This window comes from Pseudomonas sp. St29, assembly GCF_001547915.1.
Classification (GTDB): Bacteria; Pseudomonadota; Gammaproteobacteria; order Pseudomonadales; family Pseudomonadaceae; genus Aquipseudomonas.
Genome location: NZ_AP014628.1, coordinates 4,680,738 through 4,706,104 on the forward strand (window position 1 = coordinate 4,680,738; position 25,367 = coordinate 4,706,104).

The 25,367-nt window shown below is 65.7% G+C and carries 21 protein-coding genes; 13 read left to right on the forward strand and 8 right to left on the reverse strand.

The features are described from left to right. The first annotated feature begins 59 nt into the window (after positions 1-59). Both rhtA and PST29_RS20600 read left to right on the forward strand, forming a co-directional pair. Positions 60-947, forward strand: a complete 888-nt coding sequence (gene rhtA / locus PST29_RS20595; protein ID WP_060844230.1) for a threonine/homoserine exporter RhtA — start codon at positions 60-62, stop codon at positions 945-947. Between the two features lie 157 nt (positions 948-1,104). Then, entirely contained in the window at positions 1,105-1,386 is a 282-nt protein-coding gene (locus PST29_RS20600) for a hypothetical protein (RefSeq protein WP_060840323.1), read from the forward strand. A 9-nt stretch (positions 1,387-1,395) separates the two neighbouring features. On the opposite strand, the gene PST29_RS20605 is transcribed toward PST29_RS20600, so the two are convergent. Continuing rightward, positions 1,396-1,965, reverse strand: a complete 570-nt coding sequence (locus PST29_RS20605; protein ID WP_060844231.1) for a TetR/AcrR family transcriptional regulator — start codon at positions 1,963-1,965, stop codon at positions 1,396-1,398. A gap of 92 nt (positions 1,966-2,057) precedes the next feature. On the opposite strand from PST29_RS20605, the gene PST29_RS20610 reads away from it, so the two are divergent. Together PST29_RS20610 and PST29_RS20615 are read left to right on the forward strand one after the other, a co-directional pair. After that, positions 2,058-2,798: an SDR family oxidoreductase gene (locus tag PST29_RS20610; RefSeq protein WP_060840325.1), complete on the forward strand. Its 741-nt coding sequence runs from the start codon at positions 2,058-2,060 to the stop codon at positions 2,796-2,798. Between the two features lie 36 nt (positions 2,799-2,834). Then, positions 2,835-3,431, forward strand: a complete 597-nt coding sequence (locus tag PST29_RS20615) for a 2-hydroxychromene-2-carboxylate isomerase (RefSeq protein ID WP_060840326.1) — start codon at positions 2,835-2,837, stop codon at positions 3,429-3,431. A gap of 88 nt (positions 3,432-3,519) precedes the next feature. On the opposite strand, the gene PST29_RS20620 is transcribed toward PST29_RS20615, so the two are convergent. The 4 genes from PST29_RS20620 to PST29_RS20635 all read right to left on the reverse strand — a co-directional run bounded on the left by PST29_RS20620 (position 3,520) and on the right by PST29_RS20635 (position 7,743). Continuing rightward, the gene (locus PST29_RS20620) at positions 3,520-5,328 is read right to left on the reverse strand and encodes an aminopeptidase P family protein (protein ID WP_060840327.1); all 1,809 of its coding nucleotides are present in this window, start codon (positions 5,326-5,328) and stop codon (positions 3,520-3,522) included. Between the two features lie 55 nt (positions 5,329-5,383). Next, complete coding sequence (locus tag PST29_RS20625; RefSeq protein ID WP_060844232.1) at positions 5,384-6,553, reverse strand: cysteine desulfurase family protein; 1,170 nt, start codon at positions 6,551-6,553, stop codon at positions 5,384-5,386. A gap of 211 nt (positions 6,554-6,764) precedes the next feature. Beyond that, entirely contained in the window at positions 6,765-7,379 is a 615-nt protein-coding gene (locus PST29_RS20630) for a LysE family translocator (RefSeq protein ID WP_060840329.1), read from the reverse strand. 103 nt (positions 7,380-7,482) lie between these two features. Continuing rightward, positions 7,483-7,743, reverse strand: coding sequence for a hypothetical protein (locus tag PST29_RS20635; protein ID WP_060840330.1), 261 nt, complete (start codon positions 7,741-7,743; stop codon positions 7,483-7,485). Between the two features lie 397 nt (positions 7,744-8,140). On the opposite strand from PST29_RS20635, the gene msuE reads away from it, so the two are divergent. The 4 genes from msuE (at position 8,141) to PST29_RS20655 (ending at position 12,298) form a co-directional block, all read left to right on the forward strand. After that, positions 8,141-8,704, forward strand: a complete 564-nt coding sequence (gene msuE, locus PST29_RS20640; protein ID WP_060840331.1) for an FMN reductase — start codon at positions 8,141-8,143, stop codon at positions 8,702-8,704. Positions 8,705-8,713: 9 nt separating this feature from the next. Beyond that, positions 8,714-9,853 carry an FMNH2-dependent alkanesulfonate monooxygenase gene (gene ssuD / locus PST29_RS20645; protein WP_060844233.1) on the forward strand — a complete coding sequence of 380 codons (1,140 nt, stop codon included), beginning with the start codon at positions 8,714-8,716 and terminating at the stop codon, positions 9,851-9,853. A gap of 133 nt (positions 9,854-9,986) precedes the next feature. Continuing rightward, entirely contained in the window at positions 9,987-11,174 is a 1,188-nt protein-coding gene (locus tag PST29_RS20650) for an acyl-CoA dehydrogenase family protein (protein WP_060840333.1), read from the forward strand. Positions 11,175-11,197: 23 nt separating this feature from the next. Continuing rightward, positions 11,198-12,298, forward strand: coding sequence for a sigma-54 interaction domain-containing protein (locus tag PST29_RS20655; RefSeq protein ID WP_060840334.1), 1,101 nt, complete (start codon positions 11,198-11,200; stop codon positions 12,296-12,298). On the opposite strand, the gene PST29_RS20660 is transcribed toward PST29_RS20655, so the two are convergent. Beyond that, positions 12,295-12,660, reverse strand: coding sequence for an antibiotic biosynthesis monooxygenase (locus tag PST29_RS20660; RefSeq protein ID WP_060840335.1), 366 nt, complete (start codon positions 12,658-12,660; stop codon positions 12,295-12,297). The genes PST29_RS20655 and PST29_RS20660 overlap by 4 nt on opposite strands. Before the next feature lie 108 nt (positions 12,661-12,768). Here PST29_RS20660 and soxR point away from each other — a divergent pair, with 108 nt between their 5' ends. The 5 genes from soxR to PST29_RS20685 all read left to right on the forward strand — a co-directional run bounded on the left by soxR (position 12,769) and on the right by PST29_RS20685 (position 23,732). Continuing rightward, entirely contained in the window at positions 12,769-13,242 is a 474-nt protein-coding gene (soxR, locus tag PST29_RS20665) for a redox-sensitive transcriptional activator SoxR (RefSeq protein WP_060840336.1), read from the forward strand. A 343-nt stretch (positions 13,243-13,585) separates the two neighbouring features. After that, complete coding sequence (locus PST29_RS20670; protein WP_060844234.1) at positions 13,586-15,424, forward strand: AAA family ATPase; 1,839 nt, start codon at positions 13,586-13,588, stop codon at positions 15,422-15,424. Continuing rightward, positions 15,421-16,065, forward strand: a complete 645-nt coding sequence (locus PST29_RS20675) for a 4Fe-4S cluster-binding domain-containing protein (RefSeq protein WP_060844235.1) — start codon at positions 15,421-15,423, stop codon at positions 16,063-16,065. The genes PST29_RS20670 and PST29_RS20675 overlap by 4 nt, the downstream gene beginning before the upstream one ends. A 15-nt stretch (positions 16,066-16,080) precedes the next feature. Beyond that, positions 16,081-22,401, forward strand: a complete 6,321-nt coding sequence (locus PST29_RS20680) for an AAA domain-containing protein (protein WP_060844236.1) — start codon at positions 16,081-16,083, stop codon at positions 22,399-22,401. Next, positions 22,398-23,732 (forward strand): hypothetical protein, encoded by a 1,335-nt coding sequence (locus PST29_RS20685; protein ID WP_060844237.1) that lies wholly within the window; start codon positions 22,398-22,400, stop codon positions 23,730-23,732. Before PST29_RS20680 ends, PST29_RS20685 begins: the two co-directional genes overlap by 4 nt. Positions 23,733-23,846: 114 nt before the next feature. On the opposite strand, the gene PST29_RS20690 is transcribed toward PST29_RS20685, so the two are convergent. After that, a complete protein-coding gene (locus PST29_RS20690; protein ID WP_060844238.1) occupies positions 23,847-24,617 on the reverse strand; it encodes a MetQ/NlpA family ABC transporter substrate-binding protein in 771 nt (256 codons plus the stop codon). An 80-nt stretch (positions 24,618-24,697) separates the two neighbouring features. After that, a complete protein-coding gene (locus tag PST29_RS20695; protein ID WP_060844239.1) occupies positions 24,698-25,363 on the reverse strand; it encodes a methionine ABC transporter permease in 666 nt (221 codons plus the stop codon). Between the last annotated feature and the right edge of the window lie 4 nt (positions 25,364-25,367).

A 25,367-nucleotide genomic window follows, 5' to 3' on the forward strand; every position in this document is an offset into this window, starting at 1 on the left:
TTACTTAAGCATCATGCTTCCAGCGTCCCCCCCTCCCCACACTCTGGATGATCCCCTGCATGAACGACCAACCGCGCAGCCTTGCCTCGACCCTGTTTCCCGTGGGGCTGCTACTGATCGCCATGGCCTCGATTCAATCGGGCGCCTCATTGGCCAAGAGCATGTTCCCCATTGTCGGGGCCCAAGGCACCACTACTCTTCGATTGATCTTCGCCAGCATCATCATGCTGCTTCTACTAAGACCCTGGCGCGCCAAGTTCACTGCCAAGACCCTGCGCACCGTGGTTGTCTACGGAATGGCCCTGGGCGGGATGAACTTCCTCTTCTATATGTCCCTGAGAAGCGTGCCCCTGGGGATCGCCGTCGCCCTAGAATTCACCGGCCCACTGGCAGTGGCCCTCTATGCCTCACGCAAGGCGATCGATTTTCTGTGGATCGCCCTGGCCATCATCGGCCTGCTATTGCTGATTCCCACAGGCGCCACCGCAACCGCCATCGACCTGGTCGGTGCAGGCTACGCCCTGGGTGCCGGTGTCTGCTGGGCGCTGTACATTCTGTTCGGACAAAAAGCTGGTGCCGAGAACGGCATCCAGACCGCCGCCCTGGGCGTCATGATCGCCGCGCTCTTCGTCGCGCCCATAGGCATCGTCCATGCCGGCGCCGCATTACTCACCCCATCCCTGATCCCTATCGCCCTGGGCGTCGCGGTCTTGTCCACCGCCCTGCCTTACAGCCTGGAAATGGTCGCCCTGACCCGAATGCCCGCCCGTACCTTTGGCACCCTGATGAGTGTCGAGCCGGCTGTCGGCGCGCTGTCCGGCCTGCTGTTTCTGCACGAATACCTCTCCCTGGCGCAGTGGATGGCGATCGCCTGCATCATCCTGGCATCTGTCGGAGCAACCATGACCATGCGCCGCGAATCCAAGCCCATAGTTGCAGCCGATTAACATTCAACTCTGGTAATTGGCGCTCAATTAGGCCATGTTTAGCCGGCTACTCAACGTCGGCCATGGAGTTGTCAGACAGGGATATCGCAAACGCAAAAACCATAGGTAATGCAGTCACACTCGGACGTCAGATCCGAGGCTAGCGATAAGGACGGGGATGAAACGATTTTTGATACTGTTGGCCGTACTTGCCATTGCAGGCTGCGCTGCGACCGCGAAAACCGAAGTCAAACGAGGCAAGAAAGGGCTCCACATCAACTGCTCCGGTCTGTCTTCTTCCTGGGACAAGTGCTACGCCAAGGCGACCCAGTCCTGCGGCCCCAAAGGCTACAAGGTGATCGCCAAGTCCGGTGACACCGTGGAAGACCCGGGAGACTACCCTTTCGGCCTGAACCCAGCCGGTTATACCAGTCGCAGCATGATCGTCATCTGCAAGTAGCAGTAGCGTTCACTCTTCGGGCAGCCGCTCCAGCTGCCCAATGATCTGCTCATGGCTCGACGCCAGCACCTGCTGCTGGATATCCGGGCTCACCAGCATTCGTGCAACCACCAGCGCGCCAACACACTGCGACAGAATCGACCAGGCCAGGCTCTCACTGCCCAAGGTCTGCGCCCACGCCCGATGCAGACGACAGATCCAGTCTTGCGCCTCCTGCCGCACTGGCACACTGCCCCGGGCAATCTCCGCGCCCAACGCCGGCAATGCACACCCGGCTCCTGGCTGCTGCAGATGCGCCACGCTCAGGTATTGCTTCAGGCAACGGCGCAATTTATCCCGATTCTGCCGGCCTTCCCCTCCCAGACGCTCCAGGCTCCGGCTCAACTCGCGCTCGACGATGGAACCGAACAGCTCATCCTTGGACCCGAAGTGAGTGTAAAAAGCCCCGCCACTAAGACCAATGGCCTTCATCAGGGCATCCACGCCGACGGTAGAAAACCCCTCGTTCTTGGCCTGGATCGCACTGCTCTGCAACAGGCGTTCGCGGGTTTCCTGCTTGTGACTGGCTGAATAACGCATGGCTGAAGCTCTCCCCTGCCGGCTTGACGACCGCAGGATCATAGCATAACGTCCGTTTAGTTAACGATCGTTTACCAAAGAGCGAACCTCCCATGACTACAGCCTTGAACAACAACAAAGTGGTACTGGTGGTCGGCGCCGGCGATGCTACCGGCGGTGCCATAGCCAAGCGTTTTGCCGCGCAAGGTTTCACCGCCTGCGTCACCCGACGCAGCGCAGACAAACTGCAACCGCTGGTGGATGCCATCCGGCAAACCGGTGGCCAGGCCCATGGCTTTGCCTGCGACGCGCGCAAAGAAGAGGACGTGGTAGCACTGATCGAACAGATCGAAACCCAGATCGGACCCATCGAGGCATTCGTCTTCAACATCGGCGCCAACGTGCCCTGCAGCATCCTTGAGGAAACCGCCCGCAAGTACTTCAAGATCTGGGAGATGGCCTGTTTCTCCGGCTTCCTCAATGCCCGCGAAGTGGCCAAGCGCATGGTGCCCCGCCAACGCGGCACCATCCTGTTCACCGGCGCCACCGCCGGGGTGCGCGGCGCCGCCGGTTTCGCCGCCTTCGCCGGTGCCAAGCACGGTATCCGCGCCCTGGCCCAGAGCATGGCCCGGGAACTGGGGCCGCTGAACATCCATGTCGGCCATATCATCGTCGACGGCGCCATCGACACCGATTTCATACGTACCAGCTTTCCCGAGAAGTACGCCCTCAAGGACCAGGACGGCATCCTCAACCCCGAACACATCGCCGAGAACTACTGGTACCTGCACAGCCAGCCCAGGGATGCCTGGACTTTCGAACTGGACCTGCGCCCCTGGAACGAGCGCTGGTAAGCCACTGCCCCCCACAACAATCAGAGCGTTCACGACATGAGCCAAAAAGTGGAGTTCTTCTTCGACCTGGGCAGCCCGACCAGCTACCTGGCCTATACCCAATTGCCGAACATCTGCGCCCAGACCGGCAGTCAACTGGAGTACCACCCCATGCTGCTGGGCGGGGTCTTCAAGAGCACCGGCAACGCCTCCCCCATCAGCGTTCCCGCCAAGGGCCGCTACATGCTCCAGGACCTGGCGCGTTTTGCCCGACGCTATCAGGTTGAACTCAACTTCAACCCGCACTTTCCCATCAACACCCTGCTACTGATGCGCGCCGCGACCGGGGTGCAGTGGCACATGCCGGAGCGCTTCGTCGAATTCATCGACTGCCTGTTCCGCGCCCTCTGGGTCGACAAACGCAACCTGAACGACGCAGCCACCGTCACCCAGGTCCTGGAGCAAGGCGGTTTCGACCCACAGCAGATCCTCGACCTGAGCCATGACGAACAGGTCAAGGCCCGGCTCAAGGACAACACCGACCAGGCATTGCAACGGGGTGTGTTCGGGGCCCCCAGCATGTTCGTGGGGGACCAGTTGTTCTTCGGCCAGGACCGTCTGGATTTTGTCCGGGAAGCCTTGAGCGCAGACTAACCCCCCTGCTCCGTGGCGCCAGCCAGTCGCCACGGACAGGGCCTGCGGCCTTGGCCACATTGCATGACCCAAGCCTTTGTGCAGCGCTTCAGATCGCCGCGGTGCGAAGGTTCAGCCACTCCAGCGCGGCGCCTTCCAGCAGCGGAGCGAGACGCTGGCGCACCTGCGCGTGATAGCCGTTGAACCAGTCCCGCTCCTCCTGGGTGAGCAACCCGGGTTCCAGACAACGGCTGTCGATCGGGCACAGGGTCAGGGTTTCAAAACCGAGGAACTCACCAAACTCGCTGCTACCGACCTCGCGGTTCAACACCAGGTTCTCGATTCGTACCCCCCAACGCCCGGGACGATAGGTCCCCGGCTCGATGGACGTGATCATCCCCGGCTGCATCGCCGTTTGCGGTGCCGGCGCGGCCTGATAGGCGATCACCTGCGGCCCTTCATGCACATTGAGGAAGTAGCCCACGCCATGCCCGGTGCCGTGTCCGTAATCCACGCCTTCGGCCCAGATCGGCGCCCGGGCGATGGCATCGAGCAACGGCGAAAGAATGCCCCGCGGGAACTGCGCCCGAGACAAGGCGATCACACCCTTGAGCACCCGGGTGCAATCGCGCTTCTGCTCGGCGCTCGGGGTGCCGATCGGCACCATCCGGGTAATGTCGGTGGTGCCTCCCAGGTACTGACCGCCAGAGTCGATCAGCAGCAGGCCATCGCCCTCGATCACCGCATGCTCTTCGGGGGTGGCGTGGTAGTGAGGCATCGCCCCGTTGGCATTGAAGGCCGCGATGGTATTGAAGCTCAAGGACACATAGCCCGGACGCCGTTCACGGGCGGCAGTCAGGTGTTCATCAATGGTCAGTTCGGTGACGCGCTCGCGCCCCAGGGCACTCTCCAGCCAGGCAAAGAACTCGCACAGCGCCGCGCCGTCCTGCTCCATGGCCCGACGAATATGCTCGGCATCCGCCGGGCTCTTGCGCGACTTGGCCAGGGTGGTGGGATTGAGCCCCTCCACCAGCTTCACCCCCGAACGCAAGTTGTTCAGCAATCCGGTGGTCACCCGCGCCGGGTCGATCTGCAACGTCGCGCCTTCCGGCACATCGGCCAAGGCCGCCGCCACCTCCGTGTAATCCCGCAGGCTGACGCCGTCGGCTTCCAGCACCCTGCGCAACGGCTCATCGATCTTGTTCAGGGCCACGAACAAAGTGGCCTGCTGCTGGCTGATCAGGGCGAAAGAGACAAACACCGGGTTGAACGAAACATCCGCCCCCCGCAGGTTGAACAGCCAGGCGATGTCATCGAGGGTGGCAATGAAATGCCACTGCGCGCCACGTTCGCTCAGGGTTTCGCGCAGCTTGGCCAGCTTCTCCACCCGGCTCTGCGTGGCCTGGGGCGGCAAGTGCGGGTAGACCGGTTGATCCGGCAGGCCAGGGCGATCGCTCCACACCTGCTGCAGCAGATCGATATCGGTGCGCAGGCTGGCCCCGCGTTCCTGCAACCTGCTGCCCAGGGTACGGGCCGAAGCCAGCGCCATGACCGCGCCGTCCACCGCCACCACCGCGCCGGACGGGGTCTGTTCCGCCAGCCAGTCCAGGGGCCCGGGCTGACCCGGCTGCAACTTCACCAGATCGATGCCGCTGCCCTTGAGTTCCTTGCTCGCCTGTTCCCAGTAGCGGCTGTCGGCCCAGAGCCCGGCGAACTCCGCCGTCACGATCAGAGTGCCCACCGAGCCGTGGAAGCCCGACAGCCACTGGCGCCCCTGCCAGTAACCCGGCAGGTACTCCGACAGATGCGGATCGGCCGAAGGCACCAGCAAGGCATGAATGCCCTCGCGGCTCATCAACTGACGCACATGCGCCAGGCGCTGGGGGACCACTCCATGGGGCGTTGGCTGGGTACTCATTGTGACTCCTTAACCGGCTTAATCATTGTTATGGAAGGTCGAGATCGCTCGCCCCTCAAGACTGGGCTCCGGCCCAGAATGCCGGAGCAGCGGCGCATGACGCCTTGATCAATTGTGCAGCGCGATCCACGTCCTCTTCGCGGGTGAAGCGTCCCAGACTCAGGCGAATGGTGCGGCCGGCCTGCAACGGGTCATGCCCCAGGGCCAGCAGCACATGGGACGGGGCATTGCTGGCCGAGTTGCAGGCCGAGGTCGCGGAAAACGCCAGGGACACACTCAACGCGGCGGCGTCAAAGCCACCCTCGCTGAACGTCAGGCTCAGGGTATGGGGAATGCGCTGGGTGGCACTGCCATTCAAGCGCAGGCCGGCCACCCCCGCCAGTTGCTCCAGCAAGCGTTGGCGCAAGCGGACGATGGTGGCGGTTTCCTCGTCGAACAACTCACCGGCCAGCGCAAAGGCTGCGCCCATGGCGGCGATCTGGTGAGTGGCCAGGGTGCCGGAACGCAAGCCGCCCTCATGCCCGCCACCATGGATCTGCGCCTGCAAGCGGCGCTGCGCCCGCGGTCCGACATACAGCGCGCCGATGCCCTTGGGGCCGTACACCTTGTGCGCCGAAAACGACATCAGATCCACCGGCCAGCGCTCAAGATCTATGGCCACCTTGCCCACGCCCTGAGCCGCATCCACATGCAACAGGGCGCCATGCTCACGCACCACCTGGCCAATCGCCGGAATGTCGTTGAGGGTGCCCAATTCGTTGTTGACCAGCATCAGCGACACCAGAACGGTGTCATCCCTCAAGGCCTCGCTCACCGCCTGGGCGCTGATCAACCCCTGTGCATCGGGCAGCAGGTAGGTCACCGCCACACCGCTTTCCTGCAACTGTCGAGCGGTGTCCAGCACGGCCTTGTGCTCGATCTGGCTGGTGATGATGTGCCCGCCCTCCAGCCCCCGGGCCTGCATCACGCCCTTGAGCGCCAGGTTGTTGGATTCGGTGGCGCCGGACGTCCAGACGATCTGCTCTGGCTGCGCGCCCACCAACTGCGCCACTTGCTGCCGGGCCTGCTCGACACAGCGTCGCGCCGCCTGGCCAAAAGCATGGGAACTGGAGGCCGGGTTGCCAAAGTTGGCGTTGAACCCCAGGCACTCCAGCATCACTTGAATGACCCGCTCATCCACCGGCGTGGTAGCGGCATAGTCGAAATAAAGAGGACGTTTGTTCATGACAGAAAGACCCGCAGAGCTGGTTCCAGGATCGGCATTGGCCCAAAGAGCAAAACGCAGGAACGCGCCGTACCGGGACGACGCGTCGACGGCAGGCACTGAGCAATGGCCGATCGGATGCAGTTAAAGAAGCACAACTTCGTCTAAAAGTGCGTAGGAACGCTCCTGGCGCGCAGCTTAACAGGCTCGGGGCAAAGCGTTGAAGCACCGCTCAACTGATGTTTTCCAGCACCAGCGGCGCCAGGGAAATCACCAGCAGGCCGGCCATGGCCAGATTGAACAGGCGCAGCCAGCGCGGATTGCGCAACACATTGCGCAACAGGCTGCCGCACGCCGCCCAGAGACTCACCGTCGGCGCATTGATCAGGGCGAAGACCGCCGCAATCACCAGCACATTGGTGAAATAGCCCTGCAACGGCGTGTAAGTGCTGATGGCGCCCACCGCCATGACCCAGGCCTTGGGATTGACCCACTGAAAAGCCGCCGCGCCCCAGTAGCCCAAAGGCTGCCCCTGGCCCCGCTGGTCGTCGTTCATGGGCCCGGAACGAGCGATGTTCCACGCCAGGTACAGCAGGTAGGCCGCGCCGACATAACGCAGCACGCGGTACAGCACCGGATAGGCTTCGAACACCGCCCCCAGGCCCAGGCCGACCGCCAGCACCAGCACGAAGAAACCACAGCTGATGCCGAGGATATGCGGGATGGAGCGGTTGAAACCGAAGTTCAGGCCCGAGGCCAGCAACATGGTGTTGTTGGGGCCGGGGGTGATGGACGTGACCAGGGCAAACAGCGCGAACGCCAACAGCAGGTCAGGGGAAAGGCTCATGGGGGCAAGGTCCTGGGCAAGGTCGATCAGGCCTCGACCCTAACCCAGCACCGGCCCGGAACTCACGGACAGTTGCTGAAAACTTTGACCCGTACAGTTTTCATCAACTGGCCGGTTGGTGACGACTGATATTGCGCTGGGCGCTCATCTCGCCCTGACGGTCGAACGCCGCAGGACGCGCCAGCAGCCGGGCTTTTTCCTGCTGGTACTCATCGAACGACAGACCACGCCGGTTCAGGGCTTCCAGCGCCAGCTCGCGGCTTTCCTCGGCCGTGTAGGGACGCAATTCCGGTGCGCCCGTGCTGGCACAGCCGGCCAGCACGCTGGAAATCAACAGCAGCAGAACAACGGAGTAAGCCTTCATGACGAGCACCTGAAGCGGGTTGCGAACAATGAACACAGGCTACTCGCGCACCGTCAGTGGCAAAAATCATCCCGCTCGATAGTCGCTATCGACTTTTCCGAGGGCTCGGACAGCCCTCTCATATTCCATAAAGACCTATAAATATGGAAACAAGATCTTTTGAGGAATAACAACAAGCCTTTATAACAGCGACATCCCGTTGCCCAACTGTTGCCGGAGCAACTGTTGGCCAGGCAACAGCCGATCAACAAAACAGTGTCCGAACAACAACAGCCAGCGCCGGCACACCCGGCCAAGCCCCCGGATTACCGGGCTTCGGCCGGTTGGTACAGCTCTTGCTCCCGTGCAGGTACACCAGTCATTGCTCGTTGAGCCACTGTTTAAAAAGGAACCGATCATGTCCCGTCCCCTGAACGTCGTTGCCCTCTCCGGTGGAACCTGGCGCCCGTCCCGGACCCTGGTACTGACCCAGGCCCTGTTGAGCGAGCTGTCCAACCACCTGCCCATCAACAGCCACCTGATTGAACTGGGCGACATCGCCCGTCCCCTGGGCGGCGCCCTGTCGCGCCAGGAACTGCCGGCCGAGGTCGAAGCCGAGCTGCAAGCCATCGAGAACGCCGACCTGCTGATCGTTGCCGCCCCGGTGTACCGCGGCTCCTATCCGGGGCTGCTCAAGCACCTGTTCGACCTGATCGACCTCAACGCCCTGATCAACACCCCGGTGCTGCTGGCCGCCACCGGCGGCAGCGAACGCCACGCCCTGGTCCTGGATCACCAACTGCGTCCGCTGTTCAGCTTCTTCCAGGCCCTGACCCTGCCCATCGGCGTCTACGCCACCGAAGCCGACTTCAGCCACTACCAGATCACCAGCGACCTGCTCAAAGCCCGCATCCAGCTGGCTGCCGAACGCGCTGCGCCACTGTTTGGCGCGCAACCGAACAACCTGCTGAAAATCGCTTAAGGAACTGTCATGGATGTGTTCTGGTTTCTTCCGACCCACGGCGATGGCCACTTCCTCGGCACCGCCCAGGGCGCGCGCCCGGTCACCCTCAACTACCTCAAGCAAGTGGCCCAGGCCGCCGACAGCCTGGGCTACCAGGGCGTGCTGATTCCCACCGGGCGCTCCTGCGAGGACTCCTGGGTCATCGCCTCGGCCCTGGTGCCCCTGACCGAACGCCTGCGCTACCTGGTGGCAATCCGTCCGGGGATCATTTCCCCCACCGTCTCGGCGCGCATGGCCGCCACCCTGGACCGGCTGTCCAACGGCCGCCTGCTGATCAATGTGGTGACCGGCGGCGACCCGGACGAGAACCGTGGCGACGGCAGCTTCCTCAGCCACAGCGAACGCTACGAAGTCACCGACGAATTCCTGCAGATCTGGCGCCGGGTGCTGCAGGGCGAAGCCGTGGACTTCGAAGGCAAGCACCTGCACGTACAGAACGCCAAGGCGCTCTACCCCCCGGTGCAGAAGCCCTACCCGCCGCTGTACTTCGGCGGCTCCTCCGAAGCCGCCCACGAACTGGCCGCCGATCAGGTGGACGTCTACCTGACCTGGGGCGAGCCGCCGGCAGCCGTGGCGCAAAAGCTCGCCGACGTGCGTGAACGCGCGGCACGCAAGGGCCGCACGGTGAAGTTCGGCATCCGCCTGCACGTGATCGTGCGCGAGACCGAGGCCGAAGCCTGGCAAGCCGCGGACAAGCTGATCGAACACATCAGCGACGAAACCATCGCCGCCGCCCAGCAATCCTTCGCGCGCTTCGACTCCGAAGGCCAGCGGCGCATGGCCGCGCTGCACGGCGGTCGCCGCGATCAACTGCAGATCGCCCCCAACCTCTGGGCCGGGGTCGGCCTGGTGCGTGGCGGTGCCGGCACCGCCCTGGTGGGCAACCCGCAACAAGTGGCCGAACGGATCAAGGAATACGCCGACCTGGGGATCGAGAGCTTCATCTTCTCCGGCTACCCGCACCTGGAAGAGGCCTATCGCTTCGCCGAACTGGTGTTCCCGCTGTTGCCCGAACCCTATGCCAGCCTGGCCGGACGCGGCGTGACCAACCTCACCGGACCGTTTGGCGAAATGATCGCCAACGACGTGCTGCCCAACCGCTCCTGACCCCCTGTGACTGTAGGAGCCGGCTTGCCGGCGAAGGCGATTTGCGCGGCTCTTCGCTGGCAAGCCAGCACCTAAGACAGGTGCCCCCCCTTTTCCCGGGCCGCCGCAAACGGCCACCCACGAGGAACACCGCGTGACTGCCAAACCGCAAAGCGCCCTGTTGTCCCCCTTGCAGACCGCCCGCCAACTGGCCGCCGAGTTTGCCCTGACCGCCGTCGAACGCGACGAGCGCGGCGGCACCCCGAAGGCCGAACGCGACGCCCTGCGCCTGAGCGGCCTGTTGGCCCTGAGCATTCCCCGCCAGTTCGGCGGCCTGGGCGCGCCCTGGAGCGAGACCCTGAGCATCGTTCGCGAATTCGCCAAGGTCGACAGTTCCATCGCCCACGTCTTCGGCTTCCATCACCTGATGCTGGCCACCGTGCGCCTGTTCGCCAAACCCGAGCAGTGGCAGCCCTGGTTCGAGCAGACCGCCCGCAAGAACTGGTTCTGGGGCAACGCCCTCAACCCTCTGGACACCCGCACCCTGGTCAAGAACCTGGGCGGCTGGCGCGAGTTCTCCGGGAAGAAAAGCTTCTGCTCCGGGGCCAGCGACTCGGAAATGCTCATCGCCTCGGCAGTGGATGAAAGCAACGGCGGCAAGTTGCTGATCGCCGCCATCCCCAGCGGTCGCAGCGGCATCACCCTGCACAACGACTGGAACAACATGGGCCAGCGCCAGACCGACAGTGGCAGCGCCACCTTCGAACGGGTGCGGGTCGAGGAATCGGAGCTGCTGCTGGACCCGGGTCCCTTGAGCACCCCCTTCGCCTGCCTGCGCCCGCTGATCGCCCAACTGACCTTCACCCACATGTTCCTCGGCATCGCCGAAGGCGCCTTCGAGGAAGCCCGGCAATACACCCTGAGCGAAACCCGGGTCTGGCATAAGTCCAGCGCCCAGGACGTGCGCCAGGACCCCTACATCCTCAGCCACTACGGCGAGTTCTGGGTCGCCCTGGAAGGCATCCGCCTGCTGGTGGAACGGGCCGCCGCCCTGCTGGACCAGGCCTGGGCCAAAGGCCCGAACCTCAGCGCCGAAGAGCGCGGGCACCTGGCCACGGCGATCGCCACCGCCAAGGTCGCCGCCAGCCGCCAGGGCCTGGACCTGTGCAGCCGGCTGTTCGAAGTCACCGGTGCGCGCTCGACCCACGCCTCCCTGCGCCTGGACCGCCACTGGCGCAACCTGCGCACCCAGACCCTGCATGACCCGCTGGACTACAAGCTCCACGAACTGGGCGACTGGGCACTGAACCAGTCCCTGCCGACCCCGACCTTCTACTCCTAGTTGCCGATTTCCGGAGAGTGCCGATGCAGCTGCTGACCCTACCCCCCTCGCCCGCCCTGGCGACCTCGATCCGCGCCACCGCCCAGGTGTTCGAGGACCCGAAATCCCAGGCCCTGCTGGCACACCTGCAACAGGTGGCACCGAGCGAAGCCAGCGTACTGATCATCGGTGAAACCGGGACCGGCAAAGAGCTGGTGGCACGGCATATCCACAACCTCAGCGCCCGGCGCAACCGGCCGTTCGTCGCGGTGAACTGCGGCGCCTTCTCCGAATCCCTGGTGGAAGCGGAACTGTTCGGCCATGAAAAAGGCGCCTTCACCGGCGCCCTCAGCGCCAAGGCCGGCTGGTTCGAGGAGGCCGACGGCGGCACCCTGTTCCTCGACGAGATCGGCGATTTGCCCATGGCCATCCAGGTCAAGCTGCTGCGGGTGCTGCAGGAACGGGAAGTGGTACGCCTGGGCTCGCGCAAAAGCATCCCCATCGACGTGCGGGTCCTGGCGGCCACCAACGTCCAGCTGGAAAAGGCCATCAATGCCGGGCATTTCCGCGAGGACCTGTATTACCGCCTGGACGTGGTCAGCCTGGAACTGAGCCCGCTGCGCGAACGTCCCGGCGACATCCTGCCCCTGACCCGACACTTCATCGAGGCCTACAGCCAGCGCCTGGGCTACGGCAACATCAGCATCAGCAAGGAGGCCGAACACAAACTCAAGAGCTACAGCTGGCCGGGCAACATCCGCGAACTGGAAAACGTCATCCACCACACCCTGCTGATCTGCCGCAACGGCGTGATCGAACAGGGCGACCTGCGCCTGTCCCACATGCGCATCGAACGCGCCGACGACAACCAGCCAAGTCACGACGACTCCACCGAAGCCCTGCTGGAGCGGGCCTTCCACAAACTCTTCGAGGAACAGGCCGGCGCCCTGCACGAAAAAGTCGAGGACGCCCTGCTGCGCGCGGCCTATCGCTTCAGCCACTACAACCAGGTCCACACCGCCAATCTGCTGGGCCTGAGCCGCAACGTCACCCGCACCCGGCTGATCAAGATCGGCGAACTGGCGGTCAACAAACGCCGCCCGGCCGCCGCGCCCAACGAGCGCACCCTGCAACTGTCGATCTAGCCCGACAGCTTGCAATGCAAGGCATTGTCCTGACTGCGGGCAATGCTGCTCAGCACCTGGAACGAGCCGAAGGTCACGGTCCTGGCCTGATGGGCCAGGATCAACTGCCAGAAATCCTGCTCGCCGCTCTCGAAACTCCGGAAGGCCGCCTCGCCCGCCTCCCGCGACTGCCACTGCAGGTAGTTGAGCACTCGCCGCCCGTCATCGCTGACCTGCACGCTGGCGCTGAGAAAGCCGCCATACCCCTGGGCCAGGCGCTCGGTCTGCGCGGACAGGGCCGATACCAAGGCCTGCTGCTGGTGCGGCTCGATCTCGAACTCGATCAACTGGGTGAAGCTGCGGTTTCTCTCAAATGCGGCCATGAACGGCTCCCTAAGGCGGTCGGACAGAATCTTGCGATGGAATGCGCCGCAGGGTAAAACCTCTAGTTAAGTCAAGGTCAAGCACGTTTTTCATTCCGGTACCCCTCCATGATCGAACCTGAAGCCCTGCACAAAGAACTGACAGTGGGCCAGCTCGCGGCCCGCAGCGGCGTGGCCGTGACCGCGCTGCACTTCTACGAAAGCAAAGGCCTGATCAAGAGCAACCGCAACGCCGGCAACCAGCGGCGCTATCCGCGTTCGGTGCTGCGTCGCGTGTCCCTGATCAAGGTGGCCCAGCGCCTGGGCATTCCCCTGGCGGAAATCGGCCAGGCCCTGGCGACCCTGCCCGCCGACCGCGCCCCCAGCGCCGCGGACTGGCAGCGCCTGTCGGAACAGTGGAGCCGCGAACTGGACGAACGCATCCGCCAACTGAGCCTGCTGCGCGAGCGGCTGAACCAGTGCATTGGTTGCGGCTGCCTGTCCATGGAGGGTTGCCCGTTGCGCAACCAAGGGGACGTGCTGGGTGAAGCCGGCCCGGGCGCCCGCCTGCTGGCGCCCGACGCCGCCACCGACACCCCATAGCTGGCTTCCCTCGTAGGAACCGGCTTGCCGGCCAAGGCTGACTCTCGGGCCTCTTCGCTGGCAAGCCAGCTCCTACAGCGACATCGCCTTCATACCCGTAGGAGCCGGCTTGCCGGCGAAGGCGATCTCACGGGCTTTTTCGCTGGCAAGCCAGCTCCTACAGCGACATCGCCTTCATACCCGTAGGAGCCGGCTTGCCGGCGAAGGCGATCTCACAGGCCTCTTCCCTCGCAAGGCAGATGCCCACTCAGCGCTGGCAGGTAAGAAAACCTGTGGAGCATCGTAAGGAAAAACTTCCCTATGCTAATGTCGCGTCCTGCTTCCTACGACGAGCTTCACTTCCATGCCAAGGACTGCCTCTTTCGAAAAGCCACGCTGGCTGCGTGATCTGCTGCGCTTTCTTCCGCTGAAAAGCCAGTTCGTACTGTCTGGCAACGTCCGCGACCTGCAAGCCAGCGAAGTCGCCCCCGGGGTGATCACCCCCCAACCCTTCAATCTCAATCTGCGCGACGAACTGCTGGCGGCAGGTTATGCCCAGGTCCTGAGCTGGGATCCCCTCGGCGGGCTGCGGGTGCTGCTGCCCCCGGGCAGCGAGCCGACCCAGGCCGACAACCTGCTGCGCGAACTGGGCCTGACCCCGGTGGAAGGCGCGGCGCCAGCGGGCCTCGACCTGCTGTCGGCGACCTTGCCGCGCCTGGTGGAACGCCAAGGCGCGCCCCTGGCCCTGATTGTCGATTTCGCCTCCCGCCTGGTGGTCCGCAACGACGCCCTGAGCGCCGCCGAGCACCAGCTGTTCACCCAGGCCCTGGTGCTGTCCCATCAGGCCCGCAGCCGACCGGCCGGGGAACAGCGCACGCCGTTCTTCAACAGCATCCTCTGGGTGGTGGAGAAGGAAGGCGACCTGCCCGACTGGCTGCTGATCGACAACCCGCGCCTGCGCCCCATTCCCGTGTCCAAACCCGACCAGCAAGCCCGCCAGGCACTGGCACCGGCACTGTTGCGCGGCCTGCCCGGGGCCCAGGAAGCCAGCGACGCAAGCCGCGACCAGGCGGTGCGGGCCTTCGTCGAAAACACCGAAGGCCTGCTGCTGCTCGACCTCAATGCGATCGTGCAACTGGCCCGGGTCGAAGGCCTGGCCATGGAGCGCATCGGCGACGCGGTGCGCCGCTATAAGGTCGGGGTCACCGAAGACCCCTGGTTGAAGATCGACCGCCAGCGCATCCGCCAGGCCGACGATTTCATCCGCCAGCGGGTCAAGGGCCAGGGCCACGCGGTGACCCACATGCTGGATATCGTCAAACGCGCCATGACCGGGGTCGGCGCCAGCCGCAAGGGCAATCGCCCCCGGGGCGTGGCCTTTCTCGCCGGGCCCACCGGGGTCGGCAAGACCGAACTGGCCAAGACCATCACCAGCCTGCTGTTTGGCGATGAAAGCGCCTACATCCGCTTCGATATGTCGGAGTTTTGTGCCGAACACGCCGACCAGCGCCTGGTCGGTGCCCCGCCCGGCTATGTCGGCTACGACGTTGGCGGCGAGCTGACCAACGCGATCCGCGAAAAGCCCTTCAGCGTGGTGCTGTTCGACGAGATCGAGAAGGCTCACCCACGGATCCTCGACAAGTTCCTGCAGATCCTCGACGACGGTGTACTCACCTCCGGCCGCGGCGATCGGGTGTACTTTTCCGAGGCGCTGATCGTCTTCACCTCCAACCTGGGCATCTACCGCCAGGGCGACCACGGCGAACGCGTCGCCAACGTGCAGCCCGGCGAAGCCTTCGAGGCCGTGCAGAGCAAGGTCCAGGGCGAGATCGAGCGCCACTTCAAGCTGGTGCTCAACCGTCCGGAAATCCTCAACCGGATCGGCGAGAACATCATCGTCTTCGACTTCATCCGCCCGGACATCGCCGAGCAGATATTCCAGCAGATGGTCGGCAACATCCTCGCCGACCTGGCGGCCCAGGCCCTGCATGTGCAGCTCGATGACGCCTCTCTGGGCACCCTGCGCCAGCTGTGCCTGCAGGATTTGTCCAACGGTGGCCGGGGCATTCGCAACCAGCTGGAAGCGCACCTGCTCAATCCCCTGGCCCGGGCCCTGTTCGACCAGGACGCGCAGCCCGGCCAATCCTTCGAAGTCCGCCAGTTGCAGGCCGGCAGCCTGCAACTGCTTGCCCGCGCCTCGTGAACATCAGCCTGTCGCGGGTGCACTTCCCGGTCACCACCCTGGGGCCGGGGCAGCGCCTGGGCCTGTGGTTCCAGGGGTGCAGCATTCGTTGCCAGGGCTGCATTTCCGCGGATACCTGGGGCCCGGGCAAGCAACCACTGCCGTTGCACCAGGTGCTAGAGGACCTGCAACCCTGGCTGGCCCGGGCCGAAGGCATCACCCTGTCCGGCGGCGAGCCCTTCGACCAGCCCGAGGCGCTGCTGGCCCTGCTGCGCGCCCTGCGCGAACGCACCGCGGTGGACATCCTGGTCTACAGCGGCCATTCCCTGGAGCACCTGCAACCGCTGCTCGAACAAGCCGAAGGCCTGCTGGATGCACTGATCTGCGACCCCTTCGAGCAACAACAGGCGCAAACGCTGGTCCTACGGGGCAGCGACAACCAGCGCCTGATCCTCTTGACCGAGCTGGGCCGCCAGCGTCTGTCCAGCTACCAGCGCCCGTTGCACCAAGGCGACCGCGCGCTGGATGTGATGTTCGACGACGACGGCAGTGTCTGGATGGCTGGCATTCCCCGGCGTGACGACGTGCTGCGTCTGCGCGACCTGCTGCACGCCCAGGGCCACCAACTGCAGATCAGCGCCCACACCTCACGCCGCCGTTAACCGGAACCGCCACCGATGATACGTTTTTGCCCCAATTGCCAGACTGAACGTTCCCTGGCCGAAATCTTCTGCGAAGGCCAGGTGGACCACCGGGCCTGCGGCTGGGAACTGTCCGCCGAAGCGATTCACCCCGAGGGCTGGCGCCCGCAGCCGGTGATCACCGCCGAAGCACTGGAACCCCAGCCCGAGGTCGCAGCGCACAGCAGCTCAACCCTGGTCTGCAGCAACGGCCACGCCATGGCGGATGGCGACCTGATGTGCCTGGTCTGCGGCGCCGACCCGCTCGCCGCGGAGCAACAGCCAGCCACCGCGCCCCCAGCCGCCGCCGACAGTGAAACCGTGATCGAAGGCTGGCGCCTGCTGCGGCAGATCGGCAGCGGTGGCGTGCGCGAACGCTTTATCGCCGAGCACCGTGAAACCGCCCATCAGGCGGTGCTGACCCTCTACCAGGCCGGCGCCGAACCCGACCCTTCGGTGTACGAAGCCCTCAGGCGCCTGCCCCGGGAACACGTGCCGGAGATCATCCTCACCGGCCGCTGGGACGAACGCGCCTTCGAAGTGGCCGAGGAGCTCACCGGCGGCACCCTGGCCGAGCTGGGGATCGTGGTCAGCGATCGGGCGGCGGTCCAACACATCGTCAGAGAACTGGGCCAGGCCCTGCACGCGTTCAGTGAAGCCGGCCTGCGCCACCGCGACCTGCGCCCGGCCACCTTGCTGGTGCGCAGCCGCGAGCCCCTGGACCTGGTGATCAGCGGCTTCGGCTCGGCGCGGCTGTCCGAGTTCGACCTGGACATCGTCTCGCCCCTGGAAACCAGCCGCTACATGGCCCCCGAAGCCATCGCCGGCGGCGTGGCCGCGGCGTCCGACTGGTGGAGCCTGGGGATGATCCTGCTGGAACAGCTGACCCAGGGCGAGTGCTTCGCCGGGATCAACGCCAACGCCTACCTGATCCACGTACTGGCCAATGGCGTGCTGCTGCCGGACGACCTCGACCCGCGCCTGGAGCTGCTGCTGCGCGGCCTGCTGGCGCGGGATCGCCACCAACGCTGGCAATGGCCCCAGGTGCAGGCCTGGCTGCAGGGCGAAAGCCCCAGTGTCCCGGACTCGGTCACCCGTGAAGAGGACGCCGACGAAGGCGCCAGCATTGCCCTGGGCAACCGGCGCTTCCGCCGCCCGGGGCCGTTCGCCCTGGCCGCCGCCGAGGTCGAGCACTGGCCCCAGGCCCTGGATCACCTGTTGCGCGGGGTGATCGTCACCTGGGCCGAACAGGCCGGGGTGTCCGCCCGGCACCTGGCCGGCCTGCGCCAGGTGGCCCAGCACCCGGAGCTGGAAGACGACACCCGGCTGATGCTGGCACTGAAGCTGCTGAACCCGGAAATGCCGCTGATCCTGCGCGGCGAGATCGTCACCCCGGGCTGGCTGCTGGAACATCCCCTGGACGGCTACCGGTTGATCAGCGGCCCGGCCCCGGACCTGCTGGAACGCCTGGAGAGCGACCACTGGCTGCTGCGGCTCAAGCTACGGGCCGAGCAGGTGCGCCAGCGCGCCCAGCACCAGGCCATCGAACTGGACGAGGAGCAGTTGCGCATCTACCTGCTCTCCAGCTCCCGCGCCCGTCTGGCCGCGCAATGGGAGGAACGCCAACGCCTGCTGCCGGACAGCGAGCACCACGGCATCCTGTCCCTGGCCGACCGGCGCACCATCAGCGAAGAAGACCTGATCGTGCTGCTGAGCGCCGCCATCGGTCAGTTCCGCTCGGTGGACGCGATCCTCGAAGAAGCCGCCATCCTGGCCCGCGAAGCCGTGGTCCTGAGTTTCGACACCGACAGCGCGCGGACTCTCCTGGGGTTGCCGCGCCCGACCCTGTATCGGGAGATCGACGAACGCATCAGCGGCTTCGCCCGCTGCGGCGTGCCGAGCGTCGATGAGTGGGCCGAGCAGTTCCGCCTGGAACGGCGCATGCCCCTGGCCAGGGCCCTGGTGCTGCTGGCCATCGCTGCCGAACAGTGGCTGGAGCCGCAAAAGCAGCATTACGTTGCGCAGATCCTCGACTTCTTCGAGAAGAAGGTCGCCAGCGGCGTGCTGCGCGGCCCGCTGGTGCGCATGAGCATCGGCAAGACCACCGCCCGGGTCGACCTCAACGAATTGCACTCCGAACGCAGCCCGGCCCCGGCGCTGCTGGATCACCTGGTGGCACGCAACGCCCAGCCCATCCACCTCGACCCGGCGTGTTTTGCCGAGCATCCACTGCTGGATGCACGGCTCAACAGCCTGTACCGCCAGAGTTCGCTGTACCAGCGCGACACCGGGATCGACGGCCTGTACCTGGGCTTCCCCTTCCTCCTGACCCGGGACCCGCGAGGCACCACCCGCACCCGCATCGCGCCGTTGCTGCTGTGGCCGGTCAAGCTGCTGCTGGAAGTCGGCAGCCGCGGCAAGGTGGCCCTGGTCTTCGACAGCGAGCGTGAAGAGGTGCGCCTCAACCCGGGCCTCGACACCCTGCTGGGCATCGAGGCCGCCAAGCGCTGGCGCAAGGCCGCCGACGAGTTGCTGGGACGCTCGGCGCTCAAGGCCGCCGATGTCATGGACGCCTTCGGCATGCTGGCCACGCCGGGCTCCCGGGTCCTGGGCAACCTGCCGCCGGCCAGTACCGAAGTGCCGCCCTACCAGGATCAACTGGCGTACGCCGCCGTGCTGTTCCATGTCGCCTTCATGGGCCAGGCCATTGGCGAAGACCTGCGCCAGCTCAAGGCCCTGCCGCCCGGCGGCACCGGGCTGGAAACCGCCCTGCGCCTGAACCCGACGGAGCAGGACAGCGGCGACAGCGCGGCGGTTGCGCCCGCACCGGAGCTGCAACGCTTCTTTACCGTGGCCAGCGACCCGTCCCAGGAAGCCGCGGTGCTCCAGGCGCGCCAGGCCCCCGGGCTGCTGGTGGAGGGGCCTCCCGGCACCGGCAAGAGCCAGACCATCGTCAACATGGTGGCCGACGCCATCGGTCGCCAGCGCAGCCTGCTGATCGTCTGCCAGAAGCACGCGGCCCTGGAAGTGGTGCACAAGCGCCTGGTGGCCGAGGGCCTGGGCAACCGGGTGGTGATGCTCAACGACATCAACCGTGACCGCGAACCGGTGATCCGCAGTGTCCGCGAACAGCTCGAAGCCCTGTTCAAGGACGATGCCGCCCCGCAGCCCTGGCTGCACCTGCGCGAACGCCTGGCGGCGCGCATCGAGGCCCTGGAGGGCGAGCTGGATCGTTTCCACCAGAGCCTGCACCGCGTCGATGAACACTGTGGCCTGAGCTACCGCCAGTTGATCGGTGAGCTGATCGGCCTGGAACAGGGGCCTGCGCCACTGGACGTCCCGGTGTTGCGCCAGCACCTGGCGGCCCTGGACATCGCCGACCTGACGCGTCTGGAAGAAGCCTGCGCGCCACTGATCCGCCTGTGGCTGCCGGCCCGCTATGAACAGAGCGCCCTGGCCCAGCTCCAGCCGTTTCCCACCGATGCCGCCACCCTGCAAGCCTTCAACGACGGCTTCGAACGCCTGTGGCGCTGCGAGGAGCAGCGCCTGGAAACCCTGCAGGCGCACCCGGCCGACTTTGAAGTGGACGACCCGGCGCCCTACCGCGCCTGGCTCGAACAGCACGTGCACAGCCTGCTGGGCCTGGACGATGAACGCCGCCAACGGCTGGCCCGCTGGCTGCCGCTGTTCCGTGGCCACCCCGGGCAGGCGGCGCAAGGTGACGGGCTGATCCAGACCCTGCAGGCCCTGGCTCAGCAACTGGAGCAATGCGACGCGGCGGCCCATCAGGCCGATCTGGCGCCAGGCCTCAGCGCCCTGCCCGCGGCCCAGTTGCGCACCCTTCAGCACCGCGCCCGCGCCGTGATCCAGGGCCGCTCCTGGCTGGCGCGCCTCAACCCGCTGCGCCTGATCCGCCAGCGCCAGTTGCTGGCCTTCCTCGCCGAACAGGGCGCCGCGGCCGAGTCGCAGCGCCTGCCGGAACTGCTGGCGGCGGCCCTGCTGGAAAGCCAGTGGCGGCCCTTGCGCAACCAGTTGCAGCAACTGCATCAACAACTGGGCCTCGCGCAAGTCGCCGACGATTGCGGCCCGGGCCTGCTGCCGCAGGTGCGCCAGGACCTCGGGCAACTGCAAGAGATGCGCGCCCTGGCACTGGCCCTGGCCCAGGCTCCCCGGGTGGAACAGCTGGACGCGGTGGTCCTGACCGGCCAGCGGCAATCGTTGGACAGCCTGCTGGCCGGTTACGACGCCGCCTTTATCCGTCACAGCGTGCGCCAGGACAGCCTGACTGCCCTGCAACGCCTGAATCAGTGGCTGCAACCCGAGCTGCTGGACCAATTGCGCCAGCGCGTGGAGCTCAACCAGAGCAATCAGTTGCCCCTCAACCGCCTGCGCGAAGCCTTGCCGACCCTGAGCGCCTACCAGGCATTCCGCGCCCGGGCCGGCCAGCTGTCACCGGCCGACCTGCAATGGCTGGCCATCCTGCGCGATTACCAGGACGCCCTCGACGCCATTCCCGCCGAGCAGCTGGAAGCCGTGGTCCGGCGCATGCTCAACCGCGAAGCGCGGCTGGGCTGGAAGCGCCAGATGGAACAGCGCCAGCCCGAGCTGATGCTGGAGCACAGTGAAACCGCAGCGAAGATCGCCAGCCTCGGGCAGGCCGACACCCAGATGCGCAACCTCAACCGCCAACTGCTCAGCGAAGGCATCGACCTCTCGCGCCTGGGCACCCGCAAACAATGGGAAGACGTGACCCGCCTCACCGGACGGCGTTCGCGCCGCTTGCGCGAATTCATGGAAATGGGCGCCGGCCTGGGGCTGATGAGCCTGCGCCCGGTGTGGCTGATGAACCCGGACGTGGCCAGCCGGGTGCTGCCGCTCAAGCCCGGGCTGTTCGATATCGTGATCTACGACGAAGCCTCGCAGATGCCGGTGGAATTCGCCCTGCCGACCCTGTACCGGGGCCGGGTCACGGTGGTCAGCGGCGACGAAAAGCAGATGCCGCCCACCGCCTTCTTCTCCAGCCGCGTGGAAAGCGACGAGGCCGAACTGTTCGAGGGCGAGCAGCCCGATGCCGACGCCGACGAAGAGCAACGCGAGGCCTTCGAGGACACCTGGAACCGCCGCGAAATCAAGGACTGCCCGGACCTGCTGCAACTGGCCCGCAGCGCCTTGCCCGCCACCACCCTGCAGATCCACTACCGCTCGGCCTACCGCGAGCTGATCGGTTTTTCCAACGCTTCGTTCTATGGCAACCGGCTGAGCATTCCGGTGCGTCACCCAGAGGCCAATATCCTCGCCATCAAGCCGCTGGAGCTGATCCGCGTGGACGGCGTCTACCAGCAGCAGGTCAACCCTGACGAAGCGCAACGGGTGGTCGACTACCTGGCCGAGCTGTGGCGGACGCCCTACGCCGAACGGCCTTCGGTGGGGGTGGTGACCTTCAACCGCAAGCAGGCCGACCTGATCGAGGAACGCCTGGAACTGCGAGCCGAGCAGGACCCGCTGTTTCGCGCCGCCTACAGCGAGGAACGCGAACGCAGCGAGGACGGCGAAGACATGTCGGTGTTCGTCAAGAACGTCGAGAACGTCCAGGGCGACGAGCGCGACATCATCGTGTTTTCCTCGACCTTCGGGCGCAACAGCCAGGGCAGCTTCCGGCGCAACTTCGGGGTGCTGGGGCAGACCGGCGGCGAACGCCGGCTCAACGTGGCGGTAACCCGGGCCCGGCGTAAAGTGGTGATGATCACCTCGATGCCGATTGCCGATATCTCCGACATGCTCACCACCCAGCGCCCGCCCGCCAGCCCGCGGGACTACCTGCAAGGCTACCTGGAGTACGCCCGCGCCCTGTCGTCCGGGGAGTTCGCCAGCGGCCACAACCTGCTGCAGCGCCTGGTTACCGAGCGCCAGGACGCCCGGGCCCGGCCCACCGCCCACAGCGACGGTTTCACCCAGGCGGTGGCGGCGTTCATCCGCTCCCTGGGCTGGAGCCCGGTCAGCGCCAACGAAGGGGATGCCTTCGGCCTGGACTTTGCCATCGAGCACCCCGATACCGGGCTCTATGCCCTGGGCATCGAATGCGACACCCCGCGCCACGGGCTGCTGGCCCGCGCCCGCTCCCGGGAGATCTGGCGCCCGTCGGTGCTGCGCCGGGCCATTCCCCACCTGCACCGGGTCTCGTCCCAGGCCTGGTACCAGGATCCCCACAGCGAACGCGCACGCCTGCAGGCCGCCATCGAGCAGGCCCTGCAACCGTTGGCCGGCAGCACAGCGCCAACGCCACCTCAAACCCTGGCTGACACGGAGCAAACCCCATGAGCGGCCCGAAAGTGGTGCGAATCGTCACCCGCGAAGAAATCCTCGACATCTGCGCCGGCCACCTGCGGCGCCTGGAGCAGGCGATCGCCCGCTGGGAAGCACAGGCGCAACGCCTGGGGCAACTGAGCGAAGAGGAACGAGCCGCGACCCACGGCCGTCTTCAACAGTTGCGCCAGTTGATCGAAGCCGATCGCCTGCTGGATCTGCAGAAACAGGTGCCGATCGAAATCGACTTCCTCAAGGACGATCTGCAACAACGGGAACACCGCGCCGTGCAGCAGGTCGCGCAACAGCGCCAACTGGCCCGCCGTCAGCGGGAAAACGCCGCCACCCTGCTGAGCGCGCTGCAAGGCAAAGCCCTTCCAGCCGAGTGGCTGCAACAGTTGCAGGCGATTGCCGAAGGCCAGCCCGTGGCGGCGGTCGAGTCGATCCTGGCCCAGGGTTTCGCCAGCCTCGGTGCCGCAGCCGAAGAACAGGGCCTGAGCGAGACACAGCGGCAACTGGCCCAACGCCTGCAAGGCGACAGTCCCTCCCAGACCCTGGCCCAATGGCGCGCCGCCCATGAACAAAAGGAACCCAGGCTGGAACGCATCGAGCAGCACATTGCCCAGTTGCTGACCCTCGATGATCAGGCCAGCGCCGAACCCTACCTGGCCACCTTGCGCCTGATCGACGCCGAAACCCGCGAGCCACGGCGCAACCTGCTGCTGGACAGCCTGGTGCTGGAACTGGCCCAGGCCACCCGCGACAGCCAGGAGCGCCGCGCGCGCCTGGCGCACCTCCAGGCACTGGCCAGCGAAGTGGCGAGCGTGTGCCCCGCTGCCGCCGAGGAAGAACTGTCCCGGGCCGAACAATGCAGCCTGGCCAACATGGCGCCAGTGGATGAGCTGATTGCCCGCTTCAGCACGCTGATCGAAGCCGAACTGCAACAGCGCGCCGCCCTGGCCCGTCGTCAGGCGGTGCTCGAAGGCCTGGCTGGCCTGGGCTACGAAGTCCGCGAGGGCATGGCCACCGCCTGGGCCAAGGATGGCCGGGTGGTGCTGCGCAAGAGCGCCACGCCGGGGTACGGCGTGGAAGTCGGGGGCAACGCCGACAACGGCCGCCTGCAGGTGCGAGCGGTCGCCCTCAGCGCCCAGCGCGATACCCGGCGCGACAAGGACATCGAGACCATCTGGTGCGGTGAGTTCCAGCGGCTGCAAGCCCTGCTGGCCACCCAGGGCGACGACCTGAGCATCGAAAAGGCCCTGGCCGTCGGCGCCGTGCCGCTCAAGGAAGTGCTGCTGGACGACGCCCAGCAGGAATACCGGGAGCAGGCGCAACAGCGCACCTGACCCGCCGCGCCCTGTGAGGACTGGCTTGCCGACGAAGGCGATTTGCGCGCCTCTTCGCTGGCAAGCCAGCTCCTACAATCCGCCTCTTCGTAGCAACCGGGGATCGGGCGGTGCTCAGAAGCCGGGGGCAATCTGGCCCTTGTAGCGGGTCAGGATGAATTGGCGCACGGCGTCGGAGTTCAGCGCCTTGGCCAGTTTCTGGATCCGCGGGTCGTCGCGGTTGTCCGCTCGGGCCACCAAAAACTCGATGTACAGGTCCTTGCCCTTCTCCACGATCAGCGCGCTGTTGGTGTCGATCCCGGCCTCCAGGGCGTAGTTGGCGAAGACGAACGCCAGGTCCACCTGGCTCACCGAACGGGCCAGCAAGGCGCCTTCCAGCTCACGGATCTTCAGGTGCTTGGGGTTGTCGAGGATGTCGCGCTGGGTGGCCAGGGTGTTGCTCGGGTCCTTGAGCTTGATCAGCCCGGCTTCGTGCAGCAGCACCAGGGCGCGACCGGTGTTCACCGGGTCGTTGGGAATCGACACCGTGGCGCCGTCCTTGAGCTCGGCAATGGTCTTGATCTTGGTGGAATAGGCGCCAAAGGGCTCGATGTGCACCCCCACCACCGGCACCAGGTCGGTGTGCCGGGTCTTGTTGAAATCATCGAGGAACGGCCGGTACTGGTAGTAGTTGGCGTCGAGGTTCTTCAGGGCCAGTTGCTGGTTGGGCTGGATGAAGTCGGTGAAGACCTTGATGTCCAGGTCCACGCCTTCCTTGGCCAACTCGGGTTTGACGAACTCGAGGATCTCGGCGTGGGGCACCGGGGTGGCCCCCACCACCAGCTTCTCGTTGGCGTGGACACTCAAGGACAGTACGGCGGCCAGGATGGCCAGGATCTTGTTCATGGGTTGCTCCTAAGGCAGATACGGACAGCCGTCGTGGGGTGCACGTGAGGCCGGTTTTTTCAGGTTGTGAATACGTCGGGTCAACGTCGGCTGTAGTGCGCCACCAGGCGGTCGCCGGTCATCTGCAGGCCCTGCACCAGCACCAGGAGCAGGATCACGGTGACCAGCATCACGTCGGTCTGGAAGCGCTGGTAGCCGTAACGGATCGCCAGGTCGCCAAGGCCGCCGCCACCGATCACCCCGGCCATGGCGGTGTAGTCCACCAGCACGATGGCGGTCACCGTGACCGCCGCCAGCAGGCCGCCCCGGGCTTCGGGCAACAGGGTGTGGCGGATGATCTGCCAGGTGCTGCCGCCCATGGCCTGGGTCGCCTCCACCACCCCGTGGTCCACTTCCCGCAGGGCGGTTTCCACCAGCCGGGCAAAGAACGGCGTGCAGCCCACCACCAGCGGCGGGATGGTCCCCGGCACGCCGAGGGAGGTGCCCACCAGCAGGGTGGTCAGGGGAATCAGCACGATCAGCAGGATGATGAAGGGCAAGGAGCGCAGCACGTTGACGATCAACGACAGCAGCCGATACAGGCCCGGGGTTTCGTGCAGCTGGCGCTTGCCGGTAAGAAACAGCAACACCCCCAGGGGCAGCCCCAGCAACACGGTGAAGCCCAGGGCCGCCCCGAGCATGCTCAGGGTGTCGAGACAGGCCTGGGCGATGTCGGCCCAGTAGAGGTGCTTGAACCATTCGGCCATGGCG